The organism is Streptomyces sp. CNX435 (assembly GCF_059570575.1).
On sequence record NZ_JCANTA010000024.1, the window covers coordinates 41,340 to 53,375 of the forward strand.

11 protein-coding genes are annotated in these 12,036 nt (G+C 73.2%); 3 read left to right on the forward strand and 8 right to left on the reverse strand.

Annotated elements, in window-relative coordinates:
* Window positions 1-56: 56 nt before the first annotated feature.
* Window positions 57-542: an SRPBCC family protein gene (locus tag T328_RS29585; protein ID WP_496499279.1), complete on the reverse strand. Its 486-nt coding sequence runs from the start codon at window positions 540-542 to the stop codon at window positions 57-59.
* A gap of 92 nt (window positions 543-634) precedes the next feature.
* Between T328_RS29585 and T328_RS29590 the strand changes: the two genes are divergently transcribed.
* The 3 genes from T328_RS29590 to T328_RS29600 all read left to right on the forward strand — a co-directional run bounded on the left by T328_RS29590 (window position 635) and on the right by T328_RS29600 (window position 3,281).
* Window positions 635-1,114 carry an iron chaperone gene (locus T328_RS29590; protein WP_496499280.1) on the forward strand — a complete coding sequence of 160 codons (480 nt, stop codon included), beginning with the start codon at window positions 635-637 and terminating at the stop codon, window positions 1,112-1,114.
* A 108-nt stretch (window positions 1,115-1,222) separates the two neighbouring features.
* Window positions 1,223-1,567, forward strand: a complete 345-nt coding sequence (locus T328_RS29595) for a hypothetical protein (RefSeq protein WP_496499281.1) — start codon at window positions 1,223-1,225, stop codon at window positions 1,565-1,567.
* Window positions 1,568-1,628: 61 nt separating this feature from the next.
* A complete protein-coding gene (locus tag T328_RS29600) occupies window positions 1,629-3,281 on the forward strand; it encodes a DNA repair helicase XPB (protein ID WP_496499282.1) in 1,653 nt (550 codons plus the stop codon).
* Window positions 3,282-3,430: 149 nt separating this feature from the next.
* Here the strand turns inward: T328_RS29600 and T328_RS29605 are convergent, their stop codons facing one another.
* From T328_RS29605 to iolC, 7 genes are all read right to left on the reverse strand, one after another.
* Complete coding sequence (locus T328_RS29605; protein WP_496499283.1) at window positions 3,431-4,447, reverse strand: Gfo/Idh/MocA family protein; 1,017 nt, start codon at window positions 4,445-4,447, stop codon at window positions 3,431-3,433.
* A gap of 25 nt (window positions 4,448-4,472) precedes the next feature.
* Window positions 4,473-5,426, reverse strand: a complete 954-nt coding sequence (locus T328_RS29610) for a TIM barrel protein (protein WP_496499284.1) — start codon at window positions 5,424-5,426, stop codon at window positions 4,473-4,475.
* 54 nt (window positions 5,427-5,480) lie between these two features.
* Complete coding sequence (locus T328_RS29615) at window positions 5,481-6,992, reverse strand: CoA-acylating methylmalonate-semialdehyde dehydrogenase (RefSeq protein WP_496499285.1); 1,512 nt, start codon at window positions 6,990-6,992, stop codon at window positions 5,481-5,483.
* Between the two features lie 50 nt (window positions 6,993-7,042).
* Window positions 7,043-8,977, reverse strand: coding sequence for a 3D-(3,5/4)-trihydroxycyclohexane-1,2-dione acylhydrolase (decyclizing) (iolD, locus tag T328_RS29620; RefSeq protein ID WP_496499286.1), 1,935 nt, complete (start codon window positions 8,975-8,977; stop codon window positions 7,043-7,045).
* Window positions 8,974-9,870, reverse strand: coding sequence for a 5-deoxy-glucuronate isomerase (gene iolB, locus T328_RS29625; protein WP_496499287.1), 897 nt, complete (start codon window positions 9,868-9,870; stop codon window positions 8,974-8,976). The genes iolD and iolB overlap by 4 nt, the downstream gene beginning before the upstream one ends.
* Entirely contained in the window at window positions 9,867-10,775 is a 909-nt protein-coding gene (locus T328_RS29630; RefSeq protein ID WP_496499288.1) for a Cgl0159 family (beta/alpha)8-fold protein, read from the reverse strand. Before T328_RS29630 ends, iolB begins: the two co-directional genes overlap by 4 nt.
* Window positions 10,776-11,001: 226 nt before the next feature.
* The gene (iolC, locus tag T328_RS29635) at window positions 11,002-12,027 is read right to left on the reverse strand and encodes a 5-dehydro-2-deoxygluconokinase (protein ID WP_496499289.1); all 1,026 of its coding nucleotides are present in this window, start codon (window positions 12,025-12,027) and stop codon (window positions 11,002-11,004) included.
* Window positions 12,028-12,036: the final 9 nt, after the last annotated feature.

Below are 12,036 nucleotides of genomic sequence, written 5' to 3' on the forward strand. Positions count from 1 at the left end.
GGCCGCGTCTCGGTCCGTATGCCACGCCGACTGGGTCACGGAGCTGCAGGAACGGGTCACCCGCGCCTGACGCCCGCACCCGCCCCGCCCACCCGCCCTCCGGCCGCCGCGTACTCCCGCACCGCGATGCGCGCCAGCTTCGTCAGCATCATCCCGTTGCGCACCGCGACCAGGTAGTCCACCGGCAGCCCGTGCATCCGCGTCCCCGGTCCGCGCAGCGGGTGCCAGTCCAGGAGGAACAGCGTGTTCTCCCCCCACGGCGCCAGCCGCATCGCGATCCGGGCCGCCCCGAACGGGTCGGCCTTCGCCTCCAGCTCCAGCCGCCGGCCCGGCTCGCAGACGCGGACGACGCAGGTGTCGTCCAGCGCCATCGGCCCCACGCCGACGCGGACCCGCAGCCGGGCGCCGACCGCCGGCCAGTGCGTGTCGGCGGCGAGGATCTCCCGGGCGCCGGTGACCCACTCGCCGTAGCGGTAGCCGTCGCTCAGCAGGTCCCACACCTTCTCGGGCGGGGTCAGGATCAGTCGGCGGCTGCGTGCCACGGCAAACCTCCGGTCAGTTCTTAAGAAGCCATCGCCGGTCGTTCTTCGTAATCTGAGACGCGTACCCGGTCAGACCCCAGAAAGGTACTGCGATGGCGGACGCGAAGAAGGCAGCCACGGCCGCGGACGGCGAGTCCTACGAGGGCTTCACGGCGGAAGAGATCGCGGCCATGAAGGACCGCGCGAAGGAGATCAAGAAGACGAAGCGCGGCGGCCCCAAGACCGACCCGGTGGCCGAGCTGCTGGAGAAGATCGCCGAGATGCCGGAGTCCGACCGGAGCATCGCCGGCAGGCTGCACACCCTCATCACCGAGGCGGCGCCCGAGCTGTCGCCGCGGCTGTGGTACGGGATGCCCGCGTACGCCAAGGGCGCCAAGAACGGCAAGGGCGGGAAGATCGTCTGCTACGTACAGGCGGCGGACAAGTTCAAGTCGCGGTACCTGACCCTCGGCTTCGACGAGGCCGCGCACCTCGACGAGGGCACCATGTGGCCGACCTCCTTCGCCGTCACCGAGCTGACCCCGGCCCACGAAAAGAGGGTCACCGAGCTGGTGAAGAAGGCAATGAGCTGAGCCGCCGCACGGACGCGCGTCAAGCGACGACCTCATCGGCCACCACATCGAGTGACAAGATGGTCATGCGTGGGATCTCGACCCGCGTCCGCACCCAGACTCAGACCCATGGGAGCAGTGATGATCGCCGAACGGCAGGAGCCGGCTACCGCCGAGAACTGGATGTTCCCGCCGAAGGAAGGGTGGACCGTGGACCAGGTCAAGGACCTGGATCTGCCCTTCGACTGGGAACTCGTGGACGGAGTGATCGTGCCCAAGGGGATGGCCGTTACCTGGCACAACCACCGCGTGGAGCGTGAGCCGGATGACACTCCGGCGGTTCACGAGTTCTGGCTCCCCCGCGAGGCGCGCTCCTTTATCGAAGCACCTTTGCACCCGGTGCACCGCGAAAAGCTGGTCACGGAACAGCCTTACCCGATCGAGATCGACCTCCGGGCCCTCACCGAGTTCTGAGCGCCCTGCGGCACACTGGAGGCTTGGCCACCGGCCAACGCCAACAGCTGAGGAGGGGCGCATGGGGTCCGGACCGCTCATTGTCCAGTCGGACAAGACGCTCCTGCTGGAAGTCGATCACGAGCTGGCGGACGAGTGCCGGCGCGCCATCGCGCCCTTCGCCGAGCTGGAGCGCGCCCCGGAGCACATCCACACGTACCGCGTCACGCCGCTCGGCCTGTGGAACGCGCGGGCCGCCGGGCACGACGCCGAGCAGGTCGTCGACGCGCTCGTGACCTACTCGCGCTATCCCGTGCCGCACGCGCTGCTCGTGGACGTCGCCGAGACCATGGCGCGGTACGGGCGGCTGACGCTGGCCAAGGACCCCGCGCACGGCCTCGTGCTCTCCTCCACCGACCGGCCGGTGCTGGAGGAGATCCTGCGCTCCAAGCGGATCCAGCCGCTGGTCGGGGCGCGGCTCGACGACGACACCGTCGCCGTGCACCCGTCGGAGCGCGGGCAGATCAAGCAGGCGCTGCTGAAGCTCGGCTGGCCCGCCGAGGACCTCGCGGGGTACGTGGACGGGGAGGCGCACCCGATCTCGCTGGTGGAGGAGGGCTGGGGGCTGCGCCCGTACCAGAAACAGGCCGTCGAGGGCTTCTGGCACGGCGGCTCCGGCGTCGTTGTGCTGCCGTGCGGGGCGGGCAAGACACTCGTCGGCGCCGGCGCGATGGCCGAGGCGAAGGCGACGACGCTGATCCTCGTGACGAACACCGTCGCGGCCCGGCAGTGGAAGAGCGAGCTGGTGCGCCGGACGTCGCTGACCGAGCACGAGATAGGCGAGTACAGCGGCGCCCGCAAGGAGATCCGGCCGGTCACTATCGCCACGTACCAGGTGCTGACGACGCGCCGCAAAGGTGTCTATCCGCATCTGGAGCTGTTCGACTCCCGCGACTGGGGGCTGATCGTCTACGACGAAGTGCATCTGCTGCCGGCACCCGTCTTCAAGTTCACCGCCGATCTGCAGGCGCGCCGCCGGCTCGGGCTGACGGCCACGCTGGTACGGGAGGACGGCCGCGAGTCCGACGTGTTCTCGCTGATCGGGCCCAAGCGCTTCGACGCCCCGTGGAAGGAGATCGAGGCGCAGGGCTACATCGCGCCCGCGGACTGCGTCGAGGTGCGGGTGAACCTCACGGACGCCGAGCGGCTCGCGTACGCCACGGCGGAGACGGAGGAGAAGTACCGCTTCTGCGCCACGACCGACACCAAGCGCAAGGTCGCCGAGGCGCTGGTCGCCCGGCACGCGGGGCAGCAGACGCTGGTCATCGGGCAGTACATCGACCAGCTCGACGAGCTGGGCGAGCACCTGGACGCGCCCGTCATCAAGGGCGAGACGACCAACGCCCGCCGCGAGAAGCTGTTCGACGCCTTCCGGCGCGGTGAGATCGGCGTCCTGGTGGTGTCGAAGGTCGCGAACTTCTCGGTCGACCTGCCGGAGGCGACGGTCGCCATCCAGGTCTCCGGCACGTTCGGCTCGCGGCAGGAGGAGGCGCAGCGGCTCGGCCGGGTGCTGCGGCCGAAGGAGGACGGGCACGAGGCCCGGTTCTACTCGCTCGTCGCCCGCGACACCATCGACCAGGACTTCGCCGCGCACCGCCAGCGGTTCCTCGCCGAGCAGGGGTACGCGTACCGGATCGTGGACGCGGACGGCGTCCTGGCCGGCGACGACGTGTGAGCCGACGGGCCACCGCCACCCTCAGGCCGCCGTGTACCCGTACGCCGGCCTGGACACGCCTGCTGCCCTTACGGAGACGCGGCGAAGCGGGGGCGGGGTTCCCACGGCCCGGCCCCTCCCCCCGCGGTCGGGGCCGGGCCGCGGGAAGATCAGGCGTAGAACGCCGGGCGCTCCACGAGGTTCACGTCCACCACCGCACCCGTGCGCTGCGCCTCGACCGTCGCCGCGGCGACCGCCGTCGCCGCGTAGCCGTCCCAGGCGCTCGGTCCGGTGGCCGCGCCCGCGGCCACCGAGTCGACCCACGCCTGCATCTCCACGTCGAACGCCGCGGCGAAGCGACCGCCCCACTCCTGGTCGATCTCCGTGCCGACCCGCGCCGCCGCGCGGACCTCGGCACGCGCCGGGTCGGGCAGCCGGACGAGGCCCGTCTCACCGACCGTCTCGCACCGGATGTCGTATCCGTACTGGCAGTTGACGAAGACCTCCAGGTCGATACGGACCCCGCCGGCCGTCTCGAAGAGCATGAACTGCGGGTCCTGCAGATGCGGGAAACGGCGCTCCGTGGCGCGCGGCATGATGACCTGCGCCGAGACGATCTCGTCGTCGAGCAGCCAGCGGGCGGCGTCGATCTCGTGCACGCCGGTGTCCTGCGCGGCCATCTCGGTGGTGTACCGCTCGACCGCGGACCGGTTGCGGTGGGCGCAGTGCATCATCAGCGGCCGGCCGATGCCGCCGTCGGCGATGACCCGCTTCAGCTCCCGGTACCCCGGGTCGTAGCGGCGCATGAACCCGACCTGCACCAGCCGCCGCCCGTACGCCTCCTCCGCGGCCAGCACGCGCAGCGCGTCCGCCGCGGTGGTGGCCAGCGGCTTCTCGCAGAGCACCGGCTTGCCCGCGGCGATCGCGCCGAGCACGTGCCCGGCGTGGGCGGCGTGCCAGGACGAGACCAGCACCGCGTCCACGTCGTCGGCGGCGATCAGCGACCCCGGGATGTCGGTGGCCTCCGCGACCCGCGCGCCGCCCGCCTCCGCCGCGGCCTTCTCGGCGAGCGCGGCGTCGATGTCGGCGACGGCGCTGACGCGGGCGCCGCTGATGGTGCGGGTGATGCGCTCGATGTGCTCGCGGCCGATGGCGCCGGTGCCGACGACTCCGATGCGTACCGTCATGTCTGTCTGCTCCTCGGACTCGTTCTCAGCGGGGGCGGCGGGTGCCGCTCAGGCCCACGCCCGCCAGGTAGTCGCGGGTACGGACCGCGATCGGCAGCGGCACGTCGGGCTCGCACGGCCACAGGTCCTGCTCGACGACCACGAACAGCTCCGCGTCCAGCTCCGACAGCGCCTCGACGATGTCCGCCGGGTTCGGCACGCCCGCGGGCGGCTCGACGGCGACGCCGCGGCTGACGGCCTCGCTGAACGACAGGTTCTCGGCCCGGACCTGCTCGATGATCACCGGGTCCATCTGCTTGATGTGGACGTAGCCGATGCGCTCGGCGTAGCGGCGGATGAGGTCGAGGTTGTCGCCGCCGCCGTACGCGACGTGGCCGGTGTCCAGGCAGAGGTTGGCGTACCGGGAGTCGGTGGCGTTCAGGAAGCGCTCGATCTCCGGTTGCGTCTGGATGTGGCTGTCCGCATGCGGGTGGACGACGAGCCGTACGTCGTAGTCGTCCAGGAGGATCCTGCCGAGGTCGTCGGCGGCCTTGCCGAGCGCCGTCCACTGCGCGGCCGTCAGCTCCGGCGGCTCGGTGAAGTCGCCGGTCTTCTCGTCGCGGTACAGCGGCGGGATGAGCACGAGGTGGTGCGCGCCCGCGGCGGCGGTCAGCTCGGCGACGCGGCGGACGGCGGCCAGCGTCTCGTCCCACTCGGCGGGGCGGTGCAGGGCGCCGAAGATCGTGCCGCCGGAGACCTGCAGCCCGCGGTCGGCGAGTTCGCCGGCGAGGCGCTGCGGGTCGGTGGGCAGATAGCCGTACGGGCCCAGCTCCAGCCACTTGTAGCCGGTCTCGGCCAGCTCGTCGAGGAAGCGGGTGTACGGGACCTGGTGCTCCTCCTCGGGAAACCACACCCCCCAGGAGCAGGGGGCGGAGCCCAGGCACAGGTTGCCGGCGGCAGGGCGCGGGGCGGAGGGCGGGGCGCCGGATGCGTTCGTCATGAGGGTGCGGCCTCTCGGGTGGTCGGGGCTCGTAACGGGGTGATGCGGGGCGGCTCAGTCGGCGGTCGGGAACGCGAACGCCGCGCCGCGGGCCGCCGGGTTGCCGCCGGCCGGCCAGCGGGTGGTGACGACCTTCGGGCGGGTGTAGAAGCGCACGCCCTCCGGGCCGTGCACGGGGCTGTCGCCGATGAGCGAGTCCTTCCAGCCGCCGAAGGAGTACGCCGCCATCGGCACCGGCACCGGCACGTTGATGCCGACCATCCCCACGTGCACCCCGCGCTGGAAGCGCCGGGCCGCCTCGCCGTCGCCGGTGAAGAGCGCGGTGCCGTTGCCGTACGGGTTGGCGTTGATGAGCGCGATCGCCTCGTCGAGGGTGTCGACGCGGACGACCGCGAGCACCGGCCCGAAGATCTCGGTGCGGTACGCGTCCATCGTCGCGCTGACGTGGTCCAGCAGCGTCGGCCCGGTGAAGAAGCCCTCCTCGTGCCCCGCGACCGTCAGCTCCCGCCCGTCGACCACGACCGTCGCGCCCTGCTCTGCCGCCGAGGCGACCGCCCCGCCGACGCGCTCCTGCGCGGCGCGGGTGACGAGCGGCCCCATCTCGCTGGCCGGGTCGTCGCCGGGCCCGACGCGCACCGCGCGCGCCTTCCGCGCCAGCACCTCGACCAGCGGCTCCGCCGCGTCCCCGACCGCGACGGCCACCGAGACCGCCATGCAGCGCTCGCCGGCGGAGCCGTAGGCCGCGGCGATGAGCTGGTCGGAGGCGAACCCCAGGTCCGCGTCCGGCAGGACGACGGCGTGGTTCTTCGCGCCGCCGAGTGCCTGGACGCGCTTGCCGGCGGCGGTGGCGCGCTCGTGCACGTACGTCGCGACGGGCGTGGAGCCGACGAAGGAGACGGCGGAGATGCCGGGGTGGTCGAGGATCGCGTCGACGGCGGTCTTGTCGCCGTGGACGACGTTGAACACGCCGTCGGGCAGCCCGGCGTCCGCGTACAGCTGCGCGATCAGGTTCGACGCGGACGGGTCGCGCTCGCTCGGCTTGAGCACGAAGGTGTTGCCGGTGGCGATCGCGATGGGGTGCATCCACAGCGGCACCATCACGGGGAAGTTGAACGGGGTGATGCCCGCGCACACCCCCAGCGGCTCGCGGAAGGAGAGGACGTCGACGCCGCGCGAGTACTGGTCGGAGTAGCCGCCCTTGAGGGCGTCGGCTATCCCGCAGGCGTACTCGACGACCTCCCGGCCGCGGACGATCTCGCCGCGCGCGTCGGAGACGACCTTGCCGTGCTGCGCGGAGACGAGGCGGGCCAGTTCGTCCTCGTGCTTGGCCAGCTGCTCGCGGAAGGCGAACATCACGCGCATCCGCTGGGACAGCGAGCTGTCGCGCCAGCTGTCGTACGCCTTGGCGGCGGCGCTCACGGCGGCGTCGACGTCGGCGGTCTCGGCGAGCAGGACGCGGGCCTGCTCGCGGCCGGTGGCGGGGTCGTAGACGGGGGCGGTGCGGGTGGCGGTAGCCGATGTGGAGCCAGCGGCGCCGCCGGCGATCCAGTGCTCGATCGTGTGCATGTGCGGTCTCGCTTAACTTGCCGGAGCAGAACGGAGCAGAACAGGAGTGGTCAGAGGTACGGGCGTTGGGCGCGCTTGCCGTCGCGGTACTCCTCGTACGCCTTGCGCGTGGATTCCAGCTCCGAGACCTCGCTCACGGGCACGTCCCACCACGCAGAGCCCGGCGGGTTGGGCCCGGTCAGGTCGGTGACGACGTGCACCACAGTGGTGCGCGCCGCCTCCTTCGCCCGTACGAAGGCGTCCCGGAACTCCGCGACCGTAGTCGCCCGCAGCACGTCCGCGCCGAGGCTCGCGGCGTTCGCGGCCAGGTCCACCGGCAGCGGCCCGCCGTCCAGCTCGCCGGTGTCCGGGTTGCGGCCGGCGTAGCGGGTGCCGAAGCGCTGCGAGCCGACCGACTCGGACAGCGCGCCGATGGACGCGAAGCCGCCGTTGTCGACGAGGACGACGACGATCTTCAGGCCCTCGGAGACCGCGGTGACGATCTCCTGGGAGAGCATCAGGTACGAGCCGTCCCCGACGAGGACGACGACCTCGCGGTCGGGGGCGGCCAGCTTCACGCCGAGCCCGGCGGCGATCTCGTAGCCCATGGTGGAGTAGGCGTACTCGACGTGGTACGCCTTCGGGTCCCGGGCCCGCCAGAGGGACTGCAGGTCGCCGGGCATGGAGCCGGCGGCGTTGATGATGGTGATGTCGTCTGGGCCGTCCGTCAGGTCGTTGACCGCGCCGATGATCTCCGTCTGCGCGGGCGGCGGGCCGTGGCCGCGCTCGGGGTGGTAGACGGCGTCGGTGGTGCGGCGCCAGGCGTCGGCGAGTTCGCGGACGCGCGCGCGGTAGGCGTCGTCGACCTGCCAGTCGGCCAGCTCGGCGCCGAGGGCTTCGAGGCCCGCGCGGGCGTCCGCGACCAGCGGCTCGGCGGCGTGTTTGACGGCGTCGAGGCGGGCGACGTTGAGGTTGACGAACGCCACGTCGGGGCGGGCGAAGACGGTGCGGCTGGCGGTGGTGAAGTCGCTGTAGCGGGTGCCGACGCCGAGGACCACGTCGGCCTCGGCGGCGAGCGCGTTGGCGGCGGCGGTGCCGGTGGCGCCGAGGGCGCCGACGGCCGCGGGGTGGTCCCAGGGCACGGCGCCCTTGCCGGCCTGGGTGTCGGCGACGGGGATGCCGGTGCGGAGCGCGAACGCCCGCAGTTCCTCCCACGCCTCGGAGTACACCGCGCCGCCGCCGGCGACGAGCAGCGGGCGGCGGGCGCCGCGCAGCAGCGCGACGGCGCGGGCCAGCGCCGCGGGCTCGGGCGCGGGGCGGGGCACGTGCCAGACCCGGCGGCGCAGGAACGCCACCGGCCAGTCGTACGCCTCCGCCTGCACGTCCTGCGGCAGGGCGAGGGTGACGGCGCCGGTCTCGGCGGGGTCGGTGAGCACCCGCATCGCGGCGAGCGCGGCGGAGACGAGCTGCTCGGGGCGTTCGACGCGGTCGAAGTACGCGGAGACGGGGCGGAGGGCGTCGTTGACGGTCACGTCGCCGTTGCGCGGGTCTTCGAGCTGCTGCAGCACCGGGTCGGCGGCGCGGGTGGCGAAGACGTCGCCGGGGAGGAGGAGGACCGGCAGGCGGTTGGTGGTGGCGAGGGCGGCGCCGGTGACCATGTTGGTGGCGCCGGGGCCGATGGAGGAGGTGCAGGCGTAGGTCTGGAGGCGGCCCGCCGTCTTGGCGTAGGCGGTGGCGGAGTGGACCATGGCCTGCTCGTTGCGGGCCAGGTGGTACGGGAGGTCCGCCTCGCCGGTACGGGCCGCCTGCAGCAGCGCCTGGCCGACGCCGGCGACGTTGCCGTGGCCGAAGATGCCCCACATGCCGGGGATCAGCCGCCGCTCGACGCCGTCGCGCTCGCTGTACTGGTTCGCCAGGAAGCGCACCAGGGCCTGGGCGGTGGTGAGCCTGACGGTGTCCTTGCTGACGGTGTCCTTGCCGTGTACGTCGCTCATCGCGTCGCTCATCGGTCCCCTCCTCCGAACGGCAGCCTCGGGTCGGTCTCCTGGTCGTCCCAGGTGCTGCGGATCCAGCCGTGCGCCGGGTCGTCGCAGATCAGCCAGGCCCGCTCGGCGCCGGGTCCGGCCATGACGTTGAGGTAGTACAGGTCGTAGCCCGGCACGGCCATCGACGGGCCGTGCCAGCCGTGCGGGATGAGCACGGTGTCGCCGCCGCGCACCTCGGCGAGCACGTCCAGCGGCCGGTCGGCCGTGCCGTAGACGCGCTGGTACGCCATGCCGGGAGTGCCGTCGGGGCCGTCGGCGACCTCGAAGTAGTAGATCTCCTCCAGCTCGCTCTCCTCGCCCGGGCGCGCCTCGTCGTGCTTGTGCGGCGGGTACGAGGACCAGTTGCCGCCGGGCGTGAGCACCTCGCAGACCAGCAGCCGGTCGGCGTCGAAGGTCTGCGGCAGGCAGTAGTTGTGCACCTCGCGGCTGCACGTGCCGGCGCCGCGCAGCTCCACGGGCACGTCTTCCGCGGGCCCGTAGCGCACCGGCAGCCAGCGCTCGCAGCGCGCCGAGGGCAGCGCGAAGCGCCCGCCGCCGCGGCTGGCGATGCGGACCTCGGCGTCGCGCGGCACGTACGCGAAGTCGGTGGGCGCGCCGAAGACTCCGGTGCGGCCGGTGAGGGTGAAGAGTTCGCCGCAGGCCTCGACGGTGCAGCCGCCGGCGAGCGGCAGCACCAGGTACTCGGCGTCGCCGGTGGCCAGGGTGCGGCTCTCGCCGGGGGCGAGTTCGAGGATGCGCAGGCCGGAGTAGCCCCAGTTGGCGGAGCGGGGGGTGACGACCGTACGGTACGGGCCGGAGGCCGACTCCCCGCTGCGTACGAAGAGGTTGTCGTTCACACCGTTCTCGCCGCTCACAGCAGGCTCACCGCCCGGTCCACTGCCCCGCTCACGTCGCCGTCCGCCGGATACAGCAGCGAACGGCCCACCACCAGCCCCTGCACCCCCGGCAGCCGCAGCGCCCCGCGCCAGGCGTCGAACACCGCGCGCTGGCCGGCCGCGCCGCCGGTGTCGCCGCCGAGCAGGAGCACGGGCAGCGTGGTGGCGGCGACGACGCGCTCCATCTCCGGGACCACGGGCAGCTTCAGCCAGGTGTACGCGCTGCGCCGGCCGAGACCGGAGGCGATGGAGACGGACGTGACGACGGCGTCCGGGGAGAGGTCGTTGCGTACCCGGCCGTCCTCCCAGCGGGACAGGAACGGCTCGACCATCGCGACGAGCCGCCGGTCGGCGAGCGCGTCGACGGCGCGGGCGCTGGACTCCAGGGTGGCGGCGGTGGCGGGGTCGTCGAGGGCGATGCGGGTGAGCATCTTGCCGCCGTCGAAGCCCATGGCGTCGATGGTCTCGGCGTCGTAGCCGGTGAAGCGGTCGTCTATCTCGAACGCGGAGCGGGCGAGGCCGCCGCGGTTCATGGAGCCGAAGACGGACTTGCCGTCGAGGACGCCGAGGAGGAGCAGGTCCTCCAGGATGTCGGCGGTGGCCAGCACGCCGGTGACGCCGGGGCGCTCCAGGGCCAGGCACAGCCGCTCCAGGAGCAGCCCACGGTCGGCCATGGCGTGGGCGTCGGCGCCGACGGCGTTGGCGCCGCGGGCGGGGTGGTCGGCGGCGATGATCATCGCCCGGCCCGTGTCGCCACCGGCACCGCCACCGCCACCGCCGCCGAGCGGCGATGCCGCGGGGCGGCGGGCCGCCGCGGCGGCGGTGACGGCCTCGGGGTTGTGGACGCGGGCGGCGGTCAGGTCGCCGATCTTCTCAACGGTCATGCGTGGGTCTCCGGGGGGATGGGCGCGTACGCGGGCGGGTGCGGCGGGCGCGGCGGTCAGGGTGCGCACTTCGATCGTCGCACCGCTGGCCCGTGTCCGGGCGTACACGTCGTGTCACCGGGGCGGCCTACCCTTGGGCGGGTGTGCGGGGGACGTGGGGTCCCGGCGCTGTCACAGAGCGCGCCTACCCTGGGGCGGGTGTGCGGGGGACGAGGGCTGGGACGCATCACGACCCGGCACCCTCGGCACTCGCGGCGCCCGACCCGGCACCCGCGCCCGTCCCCGTCCCCGCGCGTGCCGCGCGTAGCCGCTCCTCCACCTGCGCCGCCGTCGGCATCGCGTCGGAGCACGCCAGCTCCCCCGCCACATGCGCCCCCGCCGCGTTCGCGAAGGCGATCGTCCGGTTCAGCTCCCAGCCCTCCAGCATCCCGTGGATCAGCGCCCCGCCGAAGGCGTCGCCCGCGCCGAGGCCGTTGACGACCTCCACCGGCACCGGCGGCACCTCGGCCTCGGCGCCGTCGCGGTGCACGGCCAGCACCCCCCGCGGGCCCTGCTTGACGACGGCCAGTTCCACCCCCGTCGCCAGCAGGGCCCGCGCCGCGGCGCGCGGCTCTCGCTCCCCCGTCGCGACCGCGCACTCCTCCAGGTTCCCCACCGCCACCGTCGCGTGCGCCAGCGCCCGCTGATACAGCCCGCGCGCCAGTCCGTCGGCCGACGCCGCCGCGTCCTCCGGCCAGAACATCGGCCGCCAGTCCAGGTCGAAGACGGTGTGCGCCGCCCGGCCCCGGGCTTCGAGCGCCGCCAGCGTCGCCGCCCGCGAGGGCTCCTCGCACAGCCCGGTGCCCGTCATCCAGAACACCCGCGCCCCGCGCACCGCGTCCAGGTCCAGCTCGTCCACCGCCAGGTCCAGGTCCGGGGCCTTCGGGTAGCGGTAGAAGTAGAGCGGGAAGTCGTCCGGCGGGAAGATCTCGCAGAACGTCACGGGCGTGGGCAGCCCCGGCGAGGTGCCGACGAAGTCGGTGCCGACCCCGTATCCGCGCAGCGCGTCGCGGACGAAGGTGCCGAAGGGGTCGGCGCCCGTCTTCGTGACCACCGCCGCGCCGTGCCCGTAACGGGCGGCGGCGACGGCGACGTTGGTGGGACTCCCGCCGAGGTACTTGCCGAACGTGCTGACCTCGGCGAGACCGACGCCGGTCTGCAGCGGGTAGATGTCCACCCCGACCCGCCCCATGGTCACCACGTCGTACGGCATGTGCACGCC